The organism is Kribbella caucasensis (genome assembly GCF_004361855.1).
Lineage (GTDB): Bacteria > Actinomycetota > Actinomycetes > Propionibacteriales > Kribbellaceae > Kribbella > Kribbella caucasensis.
Genome location: NZ_SNWQ01000001.1, coordinates 789444 through 806560 on the forward strand (window position 1 = coordinate 789444; position 17117 = coordinate 806560).

15 protein-coding genes are annotated in these 17117 nt (G+C 69.0%); 9 read left to right on the top strand and 6 right to left on the bottom strand.

The window, feature by feature from the left end:
- Window positions 1-39: 39 nt before the first annotated feature.
- Window positions 40-738 (top strand): class I SAM-dependent methyltransferase, encoded by a 699-nt coding sequence (locus tag EV643_RS03810; RefSeq protein ID WP_133798495.1) that lies wholly within the window; start codon window positions 40-42, stop codon window positions 736-738.
- On the opposite strand, the gene EV643_RS03815 is transcribed toward EV643_RS03810, so the two are convergent.
- Window positions 704-1459: a hypothetical protein gene (locus EV643_RS03815; protein WP_133798496.1), complete on the bottom strand. Its 756-nt coding sequence runs from the start codon at window positions 1457-1459 to the stop codon at window positions 704-706. The two genes, EV643_RS03810 and EV643_RS03815, sit on opposite strands and share 35 nt — an antisense overlap.
- A 48-nt stretch (window positions 1460-1507) precedes the next feature.
- On the opposite strand from EV643_RS03815, the gene EV643_RS03820 reads away from it, so the two are divergent.
- The 5 genes from EV643_RS03820 (at window position 1508) to EV643_RS03840 (ending at window position 6509) form a co-directional block, all read left to right on the top strand.
- Window positions 1508-1855: an aminoglycoside phosphotransferase family protein gene (locus EV643_RS03820; RefSeq protein WP_133798497.1), complete on the top strand. Its 348-nt coding sequence runs from the start codon at window positions 1508-1510 to the stop codon at window positions 1853-1855.
- 50 nt (window positions 1856-1905) lie between these two features.
- Window positions 1906-2364 carry a group II truncated hemoglobin gene (locus EV643_RS03825; RefSeq protein WP_133798498.1) on the top strand — a complete coding sequence of 153 codons (459 nt, stop codon included), beginning with the start codon at window positions 1906-1908 and terminating at the stop codon, window positions 2362-2364.
- A gap of 170 nt (window positions 2365-2534) precedes the next feature.
- Entirely contained in the window at window positions 2535-3590 is a 1056-nt protein-coding gene (locus EV643_RS03830; RefSeq protein WP_133798499.1) for a quaternary amine ABC transporter ATP-binding protein, read from the top strand.
- A 1-nt stretch (window position 3591) separates the two neighbouring features.
- The gene (locus EV643_RS03835) at window positions 3592-5553 is read left to right on the top strand and encodes an ABC transporter permease (RefSeq protein ID WP_133798500.1); all 1962 of its coding nucleotides are present in this window, start codon (window positions 3592-3594) and stop codon (window positions 5551-5553) included.
- Entirely contained in the window at window positions 5550-6509 is a 960-nt protein-coding gene (locus EV643_RS03840) for an ABC transporter substrate-binding protein (RefSeq protein ID WP_238165333.1), read from the top strand. Before EV643_RS03835 ends, EV643_RS03840 begins: the two co-directional genes overlap by 4 nt.
- On the opposite strand, the gene EV643_RS03845 is transcribed toward EV643_RS03840, so the two are convergent.
- Window positions 6487-9453 carry an AfsR/SARP family transcriptional regulator gene (locus EV643_RS03845; protein ID WP_202869362.1) on the bottom strand — a complete coding sequence of 989 codons (2967 nt, stop codon included), beginning with the start codon at window positions 9451-9453 and terminating at the stop codon, window positions 6487-6489. The genes EV643_RS03840 and EV643_RS03845 overlap by 23 nt on opposite strands.
- A gap of 61 nt (window positions 9454-9514) precedes the next feature.
- On the opposite strand from EV643_RS03845, the gene EV643_RS03850 reads away from it, so the two are divergent.
- Both EV643_RS03850 and EV643_RS03855 read left to right on the top strand, forming a co-directional pair.
- Window positions 9515-10399 carry an NAD(P)-dependent oxidoreductase gene (locus EV643_RS03850; protein ID WP_133798503.1) on the top strand — a complete coding sequence of 295 codons (885 nt, stop codon included), beginning with the start codon at window positions 9515-9517 and terminating at the stop codon, window positions 10397-10399.
- A 171-nt stretch (window positions 10400-10570) separates the two neighbouring features.
- Window positions 10571-11167 carry a ParA family protein gene (locus EV643_RS03855; RefSeq protein WP_133798504.1) on the top strand — a complete coding sequence of 199 codons (597 nt, stop codon included), beginning with the start codon at window positions 10571-10573 and terminating at the stop codon, window positions 11165-11167.
- 20 nt (window positions 11168-11187) lie between these two features.
- Here the strand turns inward: EV643_RS03855 and EV643_RS03860 are convergent, their stop codons facing one another.
- The 4 genes from EV643_RS03860 to EV643_RS03875 all read right to left on the bottom strand — a co-directional run bounded on the left by EV643_RS03860 (window position 11188) and on the right by EV643_RS03875 (window position 15986).
- Window positions 11188-12387 (bottom strand): ROK family transcriptional regulator, encoded by a 1200-nt coding sequence (locus EV643_RS03860; RefSeq protein ID WP_133798505.1) that lies wholly within the window; start codon window positions 12385-12387, stop codon window positions 11188-11190.
- A 79-nt stretch (window positions 12388-12466) separates the two neighbouring features.
- Window positions 12467-13372: an oxygenase MpaB family protein gene (locus EV643_RS03865; RefSeq protein ID WP_133798506.1), complete on the bottom strand. Its 906-nt coding sequence runs from the start codon at window positions 13370-13372 to the stop codon at window positions 12467-12469.
- 36 nt (window positions 13373-13408) lie between these two features.
- On the bottom strand, window positions 13409-15073 hold the full coding sequence (locus EV643_RS03870) for a PHP domain-containing protein (RefSeq protein WP_133798507.1): 1665 nt from the start codon (window positions 15071-15073) through the stop codon (window positions 13409-13411).
- Window positions 15074-15155: 82 nt separating this feature from the next.
- The gene (locus tag EV643_RS03875) at window positions 15156-15986 is read right to left on the bottom strand and encodes a MurR/RpiR family transcriptional regulator (RefSeq protein WP_133798508.1); all 831 of its coding nucleotides are present in this window, start codon (window positions 15984-15986) and stop codon (window positions 15156-15158) included.
- Window positions 15987-16051: 65 nt separating this feature from the next.
- On the opposite strand from EV643_RS03875, the gene thrC reads away from it, so the two are divergent.
- Window positions 16052-17116 carry a threonine synthase gene (gene thrC, locus EV643_RS03880; protein WP_133798509.1) on the top strand — a complete coding sequence of 355 codons (1065 nt, stop codon included), beginning with the start codon at window positions 16052-16054 and terminating at the stop codon, window positions 17114-17116.
- The last annotated feature ends 1 nt before the right edge of the window (window position 17117 follow it).

Here is a 17117-nt window from a genome sequence, read left to right on the forward strand (position 1 = left end):
GGTCGAACAAACCCGCGGACCGCGGGCGTCGTACCCGGCATGAGTGTTGATCCGACGTTGTTCGACCGCTTCGCCACCGAGTACGACCGGTTCGTCAGCCTCCAGCCCGGGCAGAACACCGCTTGGCTGGAAGGGCTCGGTCTTCGCGGTGAGCGGGCCATTGATGTCGGTTGCGGATCCGGGCACGCGGTCGAGTTCCTGGCCGACCACTTCGACTCCGTGCTCGGCGTGGATCTGAGCGAGCCGATGATCGGGATCGCCCAGGACAAACGGTCCCGGCCCAACGTGGAGTACCGCGTGGCGGATGTGTTCGACCTGGCCGAAGACGGGTTCGACCTGGTCTACAGCCACACGATGATGCACCACCTGCCCGACTACCGCGCCGGATTGCGGCAGCTGAAGGACCTGGTCCGCCCGGGTGGCACCGTCGCCGTTGTCGACAACGTGTGCGACCTCTACCCGACCCCGCCGCGTCGCGCGTACACGTGGGGCGCCCGGTTGGGATTCCCGAAGGAGATCCGCAGGCTCGGGCTGCGGGACGCCTGGTTCGAACTACGGTTCTGGCACAGCAAGCCGTGGCTCGAGCACCTGCTGAGCGACGTCTACCTCTCCCGCGCCCAGTTCCGCGAGACCTACGACAGCATCTTCCCCGGCGCCCGGTACGACGATCTCGGGTTCGCGCTGGCGATGCACTGGACCGCCCCTACTCGGGCCGGGCAGCTGCGATCCGCCGATTGAGCAGTTGTACGAGGGTCGCGGCCTGGTCCGTCGGCAGCACCCAGTCCTCCCCCGATGCCTGCACGATGACCGCCGGCCCCGCCGTACCGACCGGCGGGATGGGCAACGTGATCGGGTACTTCAGCCGCTCCAACCCGGTCAATGACACCTCGTGCACCCCGGTGATCGCGGTCAGCGGATAAGTCCGGCCCAGATCGTTCGGATTCAGGCCACTCCGGTTCCGCAGCATCGCCCGGCCCTGGATCGTCACCGACTCGGTCCCCACCGTGAGCGTGGTCAACCGGAGCCCACGCAGCCGGAAGAACAGCTCGTACTGCGTGTCGGCGAGCTCGGGCACCACCGGCACCAGGAGCACGCGTTCGGCGTACCGGGCCAGGCCGACTCCGAGCACCATCCCGAGCCACATCACCGGCAGGAACAGGTACGCGGGCCAGTAGACGTCCAGCACGATCGGGTAGAACGCCACGAACAACCCGGTGACCGCGCCGAAGAACGCACCCACACCGGCCCAGCGCTGCGGCTTGTACCGATGCCGCGACCGCAGGAACCACCCCAGCACCAGCATCGCCAGCGGTAGCAACCCCGCCTGCCAGTTGAACGGCGTCACGCCCGAGCTGATCCATAACACCGCGCCGAGGAAGACCAGCGGGATGCCCAGATAGACGATCGTCACAACCAACTGGACCTGCCGATGCCGGCGCGTTACCTCGGGGGTGTTCACGGGAAAACCCAAGCACATCAGTGCCCTTACGCCCTACTGTGCTGGGCAATGAGTGAACTGGTGATTCCGCTAACTCTTTGGGAGCTGCACGGCGACGATGAGGATGCGCGGCAGTGGCTGGAGTCGTTGCCCGACCTGACCACGACGTATCTGAACCGCTGGAGTCTCGAGGTCGTCGGCACGCCCCTGAACGGCGCCGCCTCGCTCGTCCTGCCGGTACGCCGCGCCGACGGGACCGCCGCGATGCTCAAACTCCAGCAACTCAACGACGAAACCGAGGGCGAGGCGCTCGGCCTACGGACCTGGAACGGCGACGGTGCGGTTCGCGTCCTGGCTGACGACCCGACCAGGACCGAGTCCATCCGGTCCAGCTCGCGATCGCGACTGCCTGCATGACCCTCCGGGCTTGATTACATGATTACCTTGAAACCACGAGGAGGGGATCGATGACGACACCGACGGTGTACGAATGGGCGGGCGGGCTGGATGCGTTCCGGCGGCTGACCGAGGTGTTCTACAACAAGGTGCTGGAGGATCCGCTGCTGGCGCCGGTCTTCGCGCACATGAGTGACAAACACCGCGAACACGTCGCGATCTGGCTCAGCGAGGTGTTCGGCGGTCCCAAGGGCTACACCGAAGAGCTCGGCGGCTACCCGGCCATGCTCTCCCATCACCTCAACCTGGGGCTGACCGAAGAACAGCGGTCCCGGTGGGCGGCGTTGATCGCGGCCAGCGCGGATCCGGCGGGGCTGCCGAGCGATCCGGAGTTCCGCTCGGCGTTCGTGGCGTATGTGGAGTGGGGGACGCGGATCGCGTTGGCGAACTCGCAACCCGGAGCGACCCCACCGCCGAAGGCCCCGGTCCCACGCTGGGGCTGGGGCGAGGCCCCGCCGTACCAGCCCTGACCCAGCCGGCCGCGGCTCGCACCAACCGCGGCTCGCACCGGTCGTCGCTGGTCAGGATCGGGTGAAGGTTGTGCCGTCAGACACCCGGGGAGGCTCCTGGTGACCACGGTTTAGGTACAGTCGCGGTTCACGATGGAGCCGCTCGGCCGGGGATGCGAGGGTGAAGGACTGTGACCGCTCAACTCGAGTACCCCGATCCACAGGAGTCCGACGCGCTGCTGTCGATCCAGGGGCTGTGGAAGGTTTTCGGACCCAAGCCCGCGCGCGTTCCGCATCACCCGGAGCTGGCGGCGTTGAGCCGCGAAGACCTGTATCGCCGCACCGGCTGTACGGCGGCGGTCCGGGACCTCAGTTTCGACGTGGCCCCGGGCGAGGTGTTCGTCGTGATGGGCCTGTCCGGGTCCGGCAAGTCGACCCTGGTCCGTTGTCTCACCCGACTGGTCGAGCCGACCGCAGGCCGGTTGATCTTCGAGGGCGAGGACCTCCGCGCGGCCGACGAGAGACGCCTCCGCACCCTGCGGCGGAGCAAGTTCTCGATGGTGTTCCAGCACTTCGGCCTGCTCCCGCACCGCAAGGTGATCGACAACGTGTCGTACGGGCTGGAGGTCCGCGGTGAGGGTAAGGCCGACCGCAAGCGCCGGGCCCAAGAGGTGATCGACCTCGTCGGGCTCCGCGGCAACGAGAACCTCTACCCCGAGCAGCTCTCCGGCGGTATGCAGCAGCGCGTCGGTCTCGCCCGCGCCCTCGCCAACGACCCGGACGTGCTGCTGTTCGACGAGCCGTTCTCCGCGCTCGACCCGTTGATCCGCCGCGAGATGCAGACCGAGGTGGTCCGGCTGCACCGCGAGGTCGGCAAGACGATGGTGTTCATCACCCACGATCTGTCCGAGGCGCTCAAGCTCGGCGACCGGATCCTGCTGATGCGCGACGGCGCCGCGGTCCAGTTCGGCACCGGTGACGAACTGGTCGGCGCCCCGGCCGACGACTACGTCCGCGAGTTCGTCCGCGACGTACCGCGGGCCGACGTCCTGACCTTGCGCTGGATCGCCCGTCGGCCCCGTGACGGGGAGCCGCTCGACGGTCCCGAGCTCGGCCCCGACGTCTTGGTCCGCGAGGCGACCAGGCTGGTGCTCGAGTCCGACCGTCCGGTGAAGGTGGTGTCCGCCGGACAACTGCTCGGCGTGATCGGCGACGAAGAGATCCTCGCCGTCGTAGCGGATTCCTGAGATGGCCTCGATCACCGGCTCGGTGGAGATCCGGGTACGCCGCCCGCGCCGCGGGGTGCTGGTCGGCGTACTGCTGATCGCCTGGCTGGCCGCGTGGTTCGTGTTGCGCGGGATCGACACGCTCAGCCTCGGCGGTCAGGAGACCACCCGGCTGCACCGCTGGCTGACCGAGCAGGCCGACGTCCTCGGTCGCGGGAACGCCTTCTTCGACGCGATCCGGATCGCCGTCGACCAACTCGTGGTGCTGCTGCAGAACGTGATCGCCCAGCCGTCGTACGGGCGGCCCGTTCCGGTGATCGGCTGGCTCGGCGTGGTCGCCATCTCGGCGTACCTGGCCTGGGCCTTCGGCAACTGGAAGGTCGCGATCCTGACCGCGGCCGGGCTGAGCTTCCTCGGCGTCCAGGGGCTGTGGCAGGAGAGCATGGACACGCTCGCGCTGACCCTCGGCGCTGTGTTGCTGGCGCTCTTGGTCGGGATTCCGCTGGGGATCTGGGCGGGCCTGTCCAACCGGGCCTTCAAGGTCGCCACGCTGGTGCTCGACCTGATGCAGACGCTGCCGACGTTCGTGTACCTCGCGCCGCTCACGTTGTTCTTCGCGATCGGCCCGGCCGCAGCGACGATCGCGACCCTGATCTACGCGGCGCCGCCGGTCGTCCGGTTGACCGCGCATGCGTTGCGTTCGGTCCCGGCGGAGAGCGTCGAGGCGGCCCGGTCGCTCGGATCCACCCGCAGCCAGACCCTGTTGAAGGTGCTGCTGCCGATGTCCCGCAGTACGGTCGTGGTCGGGATCAACCAGACGATCATGGCCGCGCTGTCGATGGTGACCGTGGCTGCGCTGATCGACGCGCCCGGCCTCGGCCAGACCGTGCTGAAGGCGTTGCAGACGCTCGACGTCGGAGTCGCATTCAACGCCGGCCTGGCGATCGTGGTGCTGGCGATCGTGCTCGACCGGGTGACGACCGCGGCCGGCGACCGGCCCTGGCGTACGGCGAGCATCCGGCGCAAGGTGCTCCTCGGCCTCGGCGGACTCGGGGCCCTGGTGGCGGTCTGGTTCTCGCGCACGTACCTGTGGGCGGCCGAGTTCCCGAGCGACGTGAACCTCGGCCCGCGGATCGCGGTCGCGGCGACGGATGTGACGGCCTGGGTGCAGGACGTCTTCGGCGGCTTCACCTTCGGCGTACGCGATGCGGTGACCGAGGGGGTCCTCAACCCGCTGCAGGCGTTGCTCACGGAGTCGCCGTGGTGGCTCGTCTCCGTGGTGATCGTCGCGCTGGCGTTCTTGCTCGGGAGCTGGCGTGGTGCTCTCCCGGCGGCCGTCTGCCTCGGCCTGCTGGTCGGCACCGGAGTCTGGTACGACGCGATGGTCACCCTCGCGTCCACCGTGCTCGCGACCGTCGTAGTGGTTGCCGTTGGCCTCGTTCTCGGGGTGTGGGCCGGCCGTAATCGACGGGTGGACAGCTGGATCCGGCCGGTGCTCGACGCGGGGCAGACGATGCCGCCGTTCGTGTACCTGGTGCCGTTCCTGGCGTTGTTCGGGACGAGCCGGTTCACCGCGATCGCGGCCGCCGTCGTGTTCGCCGTACCGGTGACCACCAAGATCGTGGCCGACGGGATCCGTGCGGTCCCGGTGGCTACCGTCGAGGCGGCGAACTCGGTCGGCTCGAGCAGTTGGCAGGTGATCAGCAAGGTGCAGCTCCCGGTGGCGCGCCGGGCGATCACGCTGGCGGTGAATCAGGGACTGATCTACGTACTGTCTATGGTCGTGGTCGGCGGCCTGGTCGGCGCGGGCGCACTCGGGTACGACGTGGCCGCCGGGTTCGCGCAGAGTGAGCTGTACGGCAAGGGACTGGCCGCGGGGCTCGCGATCGTCCTGCTGGGTGTCATGCTCGACCGGATCACCCAGGCTGCGGCCCGGCGTACACCGAAGTTCAGAAGAACAGTCAGAGGAGACGACAAGTGGTGACCAACAAGCTTCGGTCCGCCGGGGTACTGACCGCACTCGCGCTGGCGCTGACCGGGTGTGGTGGGGCCAAGGTCGGCGAGACGGAGCAGCCGGCGGCCGGCGCCAAGGAGTGCGGCACCTTCAACCTGACCGTCAGCCCCTGGGTCGGCTACGAGGCGAACGCGGCCGTGGTCGCGTATGTGGCGACCAAGGACCTCGGCTGCAAGGTGGTGAAGAAGAACCTCAAGGAAGAGATCGCCTGGCAGGGTTTCAGCACCGGCGAGGTCGACGTGAACCTGGAGAACTGGGGTCACGAGGACCTGAAGAAGAAGTACATCGACGAGCAGAAGGTGGCCGTCGCGGCCGGCTCCACCGGGGTCAAGGGCGTGATCGGCTGGTACGTGCCGCCGTGGATGGTCCAGCAGTACCCGGACATCACCGACTGGAAGAACCTGAACAAGTACGCCGCCCTGTTCAAGACGTCGGAGTCCGGCGGTAAGGGGCAGCTGCTCGACGGCGACCCGTCGTACGTGACCAACGACGAGGCGCTGGTGAAGAACCTCGCGCTGAACTACAAGGTGGTCCAGAGCGGCAGTGAGACCGCGCTGATCCAGGCGTTCCGGGACGCGGAGAAGAACAAGAAGCCGCTGCTCGCGTACTTCTACGAGCCGCAGTGGTTCTTCAACGAGCTGAAGCTGGTCAAGATCGACCTGCCGCCGTACAAGGCCGGCTGCGACGCGGATCCGGCCAAGATCGCCTGCGACTACCCGCCGTACGACCTGGACAAGATCGTGTCCAAGAAGTTCGCCGACTCCGGCAGCCCGGCGTACGACCTGGTGAAGAAGTTCGCCTGGACCAACGAGGACCAGAACCAGGTGGCGAAGTACATCGCCGTGGACAAGCTCACCCCGGACGCGGCCGCGGAGAAGTGGGTCAACGAGAACCAGACCAAGGTCAACGCCTGGCTCGGGAAATAGCCGCCGCGATCCGATCCACGTCGAACCGCTCCCCGGGCGGCAACGGAACCCCCACCGCCCGGCGGAGCGCTTCGGCCCGCTCCAGCAGTACTGCGGCCTCGTGGCTGAGGTCGGCGGCTCCGTTGGCCGACCGATCGTCGAGAGCGGCCGCGGCCTTCGCGCCGGCCAGTCCCTCCAGGGCGAGTGCGATCGCGCGTTCGTCGCCCAGCGCGGTCGCTGTGTCGAGTCCTTGCTGGTGGAGCTCCAACGCGTTCGCGTGGCCGCCACGTTGTTCGGCGATGAAGCCGAACTGGGCGAGCAGGAACGCGATCCCCGCCGTACCGCCGACCTGACGGAGCCAGTCGAGCCACTTCGTCAGATGCCGCTCGGCGTCGTCCAGCCGGCCCTGCCGCCGGGCGATCAGGCCGAGCCCGACCTCGGCGTACTCCTCGGCGGACTTGTTGGAGTGCTCGATCGCGATTCGCCGGGCCCGTTCGTGCAGCTCGACGGCCCGCTGGAAGTCGCCGGTCAGCAGCGCGATCCGGCCGAGCCCGGCGGTCCGGAACGAGACCTCGGTCCACATCCCGAGCTCTTCGGCCAACTGCAGGGCCTCCTGCAACCGGGCCGTCGCCGTCGGGTAGTCGCCGGAGATCTCGGCGGCCACGATCAGCGCGTAGTTCGCCTGCAGCCGGCCCCAGTCGTCGCCGAGCTGCTCGAAGAGCTCCAGGCTCCGCCGGCCGTCGTGCACCATCCCGGCCGGATCCGCGTAGGTGATGGCCAGCTCGGCCCGGGTGCTCAGCGCGGCGGCCAGTCCCCAGCGATCGTCAAGCCGGGTGAAGGTCGCGATCGCCTCGTCGATCCGCTTCGCGAGTAGGTCGCGTTCGCCGTACGCCCACTGCGTCATGGTGAGGAACCACTGCGCCCTCGCCTTCCCCATCGGGTCGTCGAGGTCGTCGAAGAGCGCCAGCGCCTGCTCGCTTGCCTCGGTCAGGTTGCGGCTGTCTTCGGCGGTGGCGCTGAAACCCGCCTGCCAGACAACGGCTGATGCTCTCGCCGCGGTCGGGGTGGTGGACAGGTCGAGCGCCGTTGCCAGCGCCCGGCGGCCTTCACCGAGGCGGCCGCGGAGGTACCAGTACCAGGCGGCGGCGTTGACGAGTCGCAGGGCGAGCTGTGGAGTCGCGTGCCGCAGAGCGGTGCGGAGATTCGCGCTTTCCTGGTCGAGGCGGCTGAGCCACTCGCGTTGGCCGGGGACGCGGAGGTGCGGCTCGGCGCGCTCGGCGAGGGCGACGTAGTACGCGGCGTGCTTCGTCCTGAACCTGCTGGTCTCGCCAGCCTCGTCAAGGCGTTCCAGGCTGTACGCCGCGACCGACTCCAGCAGCCGGTATCGGTCGCCGGCCGGAACCACCAGCGATCGGTCGACCAGCCGGCCGACCAATTCGCCGGCCGGGAGCCCGCTGACCTCCTCGGCGGCGTCCAGGCTGAAGCTGTCGGCGTGAACGGCCAGTCGGCGGAGCATGGTGCGCTCGTCCTCGGTCAGCAGCGCCCAACTCCAGTCGATGGTCGCCCGGAGAGTCCGCTGCCGTTCCGGTACGCCGCGTCCACCGGCGAGCAGGCGGAATCGGTCGTCGAGCTTGGCGGCCAGGGTCTTGAGTCCGAGCGAGCGCACACGGGTCGCCGCGAGCTCCAGGGCCAGCGGGATCCCGTCCAGCCGCCGGCAGATCGCCGCGACGGTTGCGGGGTCATCCACGACGCCCGCAGCAGCCGACGCCCTCGCGGTGAAGAGCTCTGCCGCGGCGTCTTTCTCCAGCGGTGGCACCTCGAGGAGATGCTCCCCGGCCAGCCCGAGTGGCTCCCGGCTGGTCGTCAGCACCCGCAGGTCCGGTACGTCGGCCAGTAGTCGCCGGACCAGCTCGGCAACGGGCTCGACCAGATGCTCGCAGTTGTCGAGCACGAGGAGACCTGTCCGCGTCCGCAGTGCCTGCGCCAGTCGCTCGGCGAGATCCGCGCAGTCGTCCCGCAGTCCGACTGCTTCCGCGACCGCGTCTTGTACGCCGTCTGGACCGACCGCCGCGAGCTCCACCCAATGAGCCGCATCATCACGCACTGTTTCCAGAGCCAGCCGGGTCTTGCCGACACCGCCCGGGCCGACCATCGTCACCAGGCGGGCGTTCGCCAGCAGGTGTCGCGCCTGGGCCACCGCCTCATCCCGGCCGATCAAGTCGTTCAGCGGTGTTGGCAACGTGCTCGACCGCGCCGTCAGGGCCGGATCGTGGCGAAGGATCGCCTGGTGGAGCGCGACCAACTCCGGCCCGGGATCGGCCCCGAGCTCGTCGGCCAGGGCGTCCCGCAGCTCGGCGTACGCCCGCAACGCCTCGTCCTGTCGGCCCGCCTGGTACAGAGCCCGCAACTGGATCGCGCGGAGCCGCTCCCGCAACGGATGCCGGCCGACCAACTCGGCGAGCTCACCCAGGATCTCGTCACCCTTGTTGAGCCGGACGTCCAGCAGCTCCTCGATGGTGGCGAGCCGCAGTTCCTCCAACCGGTCTCGTGTCGCCCGGGTGAACTCCTCGTCCACGACATCGGCGTACGCCGGACCACGCCACAGCTCGAGTGCCGCCGCCAACGAGCCCTCCGCCCGGAGCCGCTCGAACTCGTTGCTGTCGACAACATCCTCGGCGATCCGCAGGGTGTAACCGCCAGGCCCGTGGGTGACCAGGGACCGGCCGCCTGGTTCGGCGCGCTCCAGGGTGGTCCGCAGCTGGGATACCCGGGCCTGCAGTGTGCCGATCGCGTTCCGGGGCGGCCGCTCACCCCACATGTCGTCGATCAGTCGATCGGCTGAGACGGGGCGGTCGCGGTGCACCAGTAGGTCGAGCAGCAGAGTGCGGACCTTGGTGTCGGGCACGGTGACCGGCTCGCCCGCGTCCGTGCGGACGACGAGTGGCCCGAGCACCTCGAAGTACACGCCGGCAACAGTAGCTAGTGCCCCGTAGTGAATCCGTAGCGGCCGGCCCGAGCATCGAGCCATGAGCAACCCAGAAACAGTCACCGTCATCGGCCTCGGCGCGATGGGCTCGACCATGGCCCGGGTCTTCCTGGCCGCCGGCCACCCGACCACAGTCTGGAACCGTACGCCGGGTCGCGCCGCGGACCTGGTCGCCGCGGGCGCCATCGAAGCCGCCACCGCAGCCGAGGCGGTCGCCGCGAACCAGCTGATCGTGATCAGCCAGATCGACTACGACTCGATGAACAACTCCCTGGCCGGCGCCGACCTCAACGGCAAGGTACTGGTCAACCTCAGCTCGGACAGCCCGGACCGGCTCCGCACGGCGAGCCGCTGGGCCACCGAACGCGGCGCCACCCTGATCACGGCCGGCATCATGGTCCCACCGCCCGGCATCGGCCAGCCCAGTGCCTACTCCTTCTACAGCGGCCCGCGCGAGATCCTCGATCAGCACACCGCGACCCTCGAAGCCCTCGGCCGGGTCGAGTACGTCGGCAGCGACCCGGGCCTGGCGATGCTCTATTACCAGTCGATGCTGAACATCTTCTGGTCCACCCTGATCAGCTACTTCTACTCAGCAGCCCTGGTCGGCTCGGCCGGAATCAGCCCCTCCGACCTGCGCCCGTACGCCTCCGCCATGCTCACCGACCTCACCGCGGACGGCCCGATGGGCTTCCTCAACATCCTCACCACCGAGCTCGAGGCCGGCACCTACCCAGGCGGCCAGAACAACCTCCACATGCAAGCCGTCGGCAGCGAACACGTCCTGCACGCCTTCCAGCAAGCCGGCCTCGACACCACCGTCCCCACCGCACTCGCCGCCCTCTTCGCCCGATCCGACGCCGACGGCCACGGCCAATCCGGCCTGACCGCCCTAGTAGAAACCATCCGCAAACCAACCGCCTGAGGTGCGCAAGCTGGGTGTAGTACAAGCTGTTTGTAGTACAAACAGTTTGTACTGCGCTGGGCGGGTGTGCCGGCCTGAGACCGGGTTGAGGCCGGGGGCAACTATCACGGGGGCCGGGAGCAACGCCGACGACACGCCGGAAATCGGACAAAACCGGGTAAGTTCACTCTCATGATCATCGTGACAGCTGCACTGAAGGGCGGGGTCGGTAAGACAACCACGTCGGTGTATTTGGCCGCGCTGGCATCTTCCAACCGTCGCACAGCCACCCTGGTCGACGCGGATCCGCAAGGCAGCGCCGCGGACTGGGTCGCGGATTCCGACGACGAGCACCTGGCCAGGATCGAGATCGCCGAGGCGCCGACCGAGCGGCTCCTGAACAAGGCCTTGGACAAGGTTCCGCCGGAGGGCATCGGCATCGTGGACATGCCGCCGTCGCACGAGCGGCTGCTGAACAAGGCGGTCGAGAGGGCCCGGATCGTCATCCTGCCGACCCGGATCGGCGGTGTCGAGACACCGCGCGTCAAGGCAGTGCTGGACCTGGTCCCCGACAACATCCCGGTCGGACTGGTGATCTGCTCGGCCCGGACGTTCACTCGCAGCTACCAGGAGGCCATGCAGCAATACGCCGAGGAGGGCATCCCCGTCTGGGGCACCATCCCCGAACGCGTCTCCATCACCGCAGGCCCGACCGGCCCCCTCGCGGCGGACGGCCTCGAGTCCTACAAGAAGGTCTGGCGCAAGATCCTCGCCGCCGCCCGCAGCTGACCGGGCGTGCGGCGTAGGGGTCAGCGCTGGAAGGGTCGCTCGCCCCGCACGTAGGAGCGGATGACGATGGCGGCGGCGCCGCGGGCCCAGTCGTCGAAGGTGTGCGAGCGCAGCTTCAACCGGGCGTCGCCGGCGGCGCCGAACGCGTGGGCGGCGAACGCCTCCCGCATCCGCTGCTCGTACAGGTCGTAGTCCGCCACGCCTTCACCCGCGATCACGACCAGCTCCGGCCCGACCAGGTTGACCATCGCGGCCAGCGCGGAGCCGATCACCTCACCGGCCCGGTCGAACGCCTCCCGCGCGTGCTCGTCCCCGGCATGCGCCAGGTCGATCGCCCCGGACAGATCGAGATCGGCCCGCCCGGTCGTCTCCCGGGTCCGGGCCAGGATCGCGTCCGACGAGGCGACCGTCTCCACGCATCCCCGGCGGCCGCACGTACAGACGAGGTCCCCGGGTGCGAGCGGCAGATGCCCGAGTTCACCCGAGACCCCGTTCGCACCCGAGACGACCTCACCGTTGACGTAGAGCCCGCAGCCGACCCCCGACCCGATCGTCACCACCGCGAACGAGTCGACGCCAACGCCGACCCCGAACCAGTGCTCGGCCACCGTCAGCGCGCGGACGTCGTTCGACACCACGACCGGTACGCCGAGCTTCTCGGTCAGCAACTCCGCCACCGGTACGTCGCGCCAACCCATGAACGGCGAATCGCGTACCACCCCGTGCGGCGCATCCACATCGCCGGACACGGCCACGCCGATCCCGATCAACGGGCCGGCGTCGTCGTCCAGCGCGCCGATCAACTCCTCGGCGAGCGTGGTCAGCCGTTCGAGCACGAGGTCGGGCGTGGTCCCGGACAGCTGTTGATGCCGCACGGTCCGGATCCCGGCACGGAAGTCCGTCGTCACGCCGATCAGGTCGGTCGGCGTCACCTTCAACCCGATCACCGAGACGCTGTCCGCGACCACCGTCAACGGACTGACCGGCCGGCCGATGCCCAGCTGCCCTTCGGCGAGTTCCTCGGCCGGACCCGTCGGCTGGTCGGTGACGAACCCGGCCTCGATCAGCGGTGCGACCGCCTTGGTCACGGCGGCCTGGGACAGCCCGGTCCGACGGGCGATCTCGACGCGCGGGATGGGTTCTTCGGTGATGATCCTGGTCAGCACCTCGACCCCGGCCGGCGTCGCCAGCGGCAGCGGGCGGTTCGGGCGCAACGACATGGCAGCAAACTACCGGCGAACCGGTCGCCGCAGTGCGTAGGGCGCGACCGGGTGTGCAGAACCGTGCATCAAGACACCCTCAACCGGTCGATGTGTCGACATTTGCCAAGGCCGGTGACGCCAGCGCCCAGCGGATCGTCCTGGTCAGACCGTCCCCGGCCGCGCGGACCACAGTCCCTTCGGCCAACGGGAGATACGGCAGTCGCAGCGGCCAACGCGTCCACCACGGCAGCAGACTGACCGCAGCCGCAGTCAGTACGCCGTACATGGGTCGCGCGGCCCATGGAACCGGTGGGTGCACCAGGATGAAGCGCGCTGCCTGTCGTGCTTCAGTGGTTCCGCACAGTTCGGGCCGGTACGAGTCCAGGGTTTGCCGTAGTTCCAGCCGAGTTGTCGGCGGGTCAACTACACCCAGCAAGCGAGCCACGCGCGCCATGTCCTCGACGTACGCGTCCTGCTCACCGGAGTCCAGCGGGGATGCGCCGTACCGCTGGTGGGCCGCGAGGAAGCTGTCCACCTCGGCCACGTGCACCCACTTCAACAGATGGGGATCACTCGCCCGGTAGCGAACGCCGTCCGGACTGGTCCCGCGCACGTGCTCGTGCACCGCCTGTACCCGCGCTATCGCCGCCTCGGCGTCCTGCGCAGCGCCATACGTCGTGATCGCCAGGAAGTAACTGGTCCGCTGCAGCCGGCCCCAGGGGTCGCCGCGGTAGCCCGAGTGCGCGGATACCGCGGCCATCGCCAGCGGGTGCAGCGACTGCAACAGCAGCGCCCGCAATCCGCCGGCGAACATCGACGCGTCCCCGTGCACCCGCCGGATCGGCCGGTCCGGGGCGAACCACCTAGGCCCAGGGGTGTTGTGGACGCGGTTCCGCTCGGCCAGCGGATCCGGGCCGGCCACCTTGGTCAGGATCATCCGGGCAAGCCCGGCCCGCACCGGGGCGAGCAACCCCTCGGTGGTCTGGGTGATGGAGGCGGCCATAAGACCAGTCTCCCCACCACTCCAACCCGATGGGAACTAGCGGACGTCCACGAACACCGGGTTGGTGTAGAGCCAGGTGTCCAGCCACGGATCGCCGTCGTTCACCGGATGCTGGATCGGCCCGCCCGGGTCCACCGCGCTGCCGAGGTAACCCGGCCCGTTCCGCCGGCCATCGCTGCCACGCAACCTGACGTACTGCGACCGCTCGACTCGGCCAAGCGGAATCCGCAGGCTGTAGGTGCCCGTCTTCCGGCTGACGTCGACCTGCTCCACAACCCGCGTGTCCGGTGCCTTCCAGCTGTCGCGATCGGTGGCCGGCCCGGTCACAATCCCGCGGATCACGTCCAGGTGGGCAAGCTTAGGCAATACGCCGTGGAAGTTCGGCCGAGTCGCACTCGTGACGGTGACTCGCAGTTCGAGCCGTTCGCCCCGGCGTACCGTCAACCGACCGCCCAGCGTGACGCCGCGCTGCCGCGAACCGACCGGCGCCACCCGTACGTCGAGTCCGTCCACGAGCTGACCGTGGTCCACCCACACCCGCCCGACCCGCAGTCCGGCCATCACGTCCAGGTAGCCGTACCGGGTGACGCCGACGTGGGTCCGGCTGAACTGACCCGGCCAGAAGTCGCTGCCCGGTTGCGGTACGCCGGTGTCGATCGGCGAGGGCTTCCAGCCGAGCGAGTCGAAGTTCTGCCCGGCCGGGAAATCCCCGTCCCGCCAGGTGTCCCAGATCGTTCGGTGGTTGTCGCTGTTCGAGCTGATCGAGAACAACCGGCCCTCGGCGAGCAACGAGTCCCACAGTCCGCCGACGGTGGCGGTGGCCCAGTCGAACCCGCCGTACGTCCGGTATGCGTCGGCCGGGTAGCCGGGGAAGCTCGCGGCAGTCGGTGCGTTGACGTACTCCCCGCGCTGCGCGTTCGTGGCCCCGCGATACGCGACCCAGGCCGGATCCGCGTCGCCCTGCGAACCGGGCGCGCCTTCCATCCCGATGCAGACGCCCGTGTCCCGCCAGGACCGGACCTCGTGCGGGGAGTCGATGCCCAACCGCATCGGGTGGTTCGCGAGTACCAGCACGTCGTCGACGAATCCGGTCCGCTTCTGCTCGGCGAGCCACTGCAGCGCCGCGACCGCGTGCTGTTCGTTCGCGGGGGTGTCGGCCGAGCGGTTGGTCAGCTTGCCGTCGTACTCGCGCTCGAACTGCTGCAGCAGCGCCACGTTGTTCGGCCCCGGCGCGACCAGGACCGTGCCGTGCTCGGCCGCGGGGATGTACCACTCGAGACCCTGGAAGATGAGCATCCGCGGGTTCTCCGCCCGCGCCTTGAGCACCTCGGCGTTCTCGGCGGCCGCGCCCTTGTCGGCGTGCCCGAAGTTGCTGTGCTCGGTGAACGCCATCCAGTCGAGCCCGAACTGCGCGCCACGCTGCGCCAACTGGCTGAAGTCGTACTTCGCGTCGTGGCTGTACCGCGTGTGCACATGGTGATCCCCCACCAACCACACGAGCTCCGGATCACCCCCGTACGACGTACCGGTGGTTGCGGTTGCCTCGCTGGCACCGGCGACCCCCGTCCCGGCGACCGCGAACCCTGCACCGAGCAGGCCCGCCCCACGGATCAGGCCGCGTCGCGACACGCCTTGTGGGTCCAACGCCTCTTCCGGTACAGCGGGATCGGCCCACTCGGGCACCTGCTGCTCGGTTCTCATGGCGCTCACTGTCAAGGCCCGGGATGACGCCAAGATGTGCGCCGAATGAACGCTTGGCCAGCGCCGCCCGATCGCCTCCGGGTCAGCTGCTGCCGGATGGTTGCAGAGCGTGGGTGAGTGCGTCCAGGTCGGCGAGCCGGGTGAGCGAATCGAGTCGCGAACTGGTCGCGACGAGGAGCAGTTCGGTGATCGCGACCTGGTGAGTGAGCGGCGCGATCGGACCGGCTGCCTCGTGCGGGAGGCGGATCAGGATCTCCGCCTGATCGGCCAGCGGCGACTCCCACGCGTCCGTGATCAGTACCAACTGCGCACCCCGCTCGCGGGCCGCGCGAACGAACCGGGTGGTGTCGGCGGCGTACCGGCGGAAGTCGTAGGCGACCACCAGATCCGCGGCACCCAGGTCGAGCAACGTCCGCGCCCGGGCGGACGGTGTATCGGGGACGCGGTGCGCACCGGGACGCAGACCCGCGAGCTGCCGGATCAGGTACTCGGCGGCGAGTTCGCTCAACGGGCCGCCGATCCCCCAAACTCGGCCGGCCTTCGCCAACCGCTCCGCAGCCGAGGCGAGAACGGCTTCGGTGACGGCCGCGAGCGCACCGTCCAGCCCGGACCGCAACGTCTCGGCCGCTTGATGAGTGTCGGGTGACTGGCTGACGAACTCCCGCAGCCGGGACCGATCCTGCTCGCGCGCACCAGCCCGTACGGCGGCCTGGAACTCGGCGAAACTCCCGAACCCGAGCCGGCTGACCAGGCGCGACGCAGTCGGCGGACTGACTCCCGCACGCTCCGCGAGAGAACGCAGCGAGCCGAGCGCCGCGAACGGGTAGTCGTCGAGCACTACCCGGACGATCGCGCGCTCACCGGAGGGCAGTTCGGCGTACAGCTCACCCAGTCGGGTTTCGACGGCCGTCATGCTGACGAATGTTACATCAACTCTCAGATCCGAGCTGTTACGAATCGAATGTTATGGTTTCGGCCATGGCTACTTGGCGAGGATTGATCGAGAGCGACTACCGGAAGTGGCTGCCGGTGGCCGAAGAGACACCGGTCGTCTCCCTGCAGGAGGGCAACACCCCGCTGCTCCGGTCCGCCGGGCTGACCGCCCAGACCGATTGCGAGGTCTGGCTGAAGGTCGACGGCGCCAACCCGACCGGATCGTTCAAGGACCGCGGCATGACCATCGCGCTGAGCCGGGCGGCCGGTGACGGCGTCGAGCGGGTCATCTGCGCCTCGACCGGCAACACCAGTGCATCAGCAGCCGCGTACGCCGCCCGCGCCGGGCTGGCCGCCGCCGTACTGGTGCCGGCCAAGGCGATTGCCCTGGGCAAGCTTGCTCAAGCGGTCCGGTACGGCGCGGAGATCGTCGAGGTGGACGGCACCTTCGACGACTGCCTGCGGATCGCCCGTGAGTTGGCCGCGCACCACCCGGTCGCCCTGGTCAACTCGGTCAATAACGAGTTGCGGCTGGCCGGCCAACGGACCGTCGCGTACGAGATCGTCGATGCGCTGGGCGACGCACCGGACGTCCACTGCCTCCCAGTCGGCAACGGCGGCAACATCACCGCGACCTGGCAGGGCTACCAGACCTACGCCGCCGAGCAGAGGTCCACCCGGCTGCCGAAGATGTGGGGATTCCAGGCCGCCGGAGCAGCGCCGCTCGTGCACGGTGCGCCGGTCGCGAACCCCGAGACCGCGGCAACCGCGATCAGGGTCGGCAACCCGGCGACTCGTGAGGGTGCGCTGACGGCTCGCGACCAGTCGGGCGGGCTGATCGACGCCGTCACGGACGAGCAGATCTTCGACGCCTACCGGCTGCTGGCCAGCGGCGACGGCGTCTTCGTCGAGCCGGCCTCTGCCGCCGGTGTCGCCGGGCTCTTGCAGCAGCACGCGAGCGGCCGGCTCGAACCAGGTCAGCGGATCGTCATCACCCTGACCGGCAACGGCCTCAAGGACCTCGACGCCTCGCTCCGGGACGGCTATACCTCTACCAACGTCTCGTCAGCCACCTCGGATGTCGCTCGCGCCCTGCGGCTGGCCGGTTGAG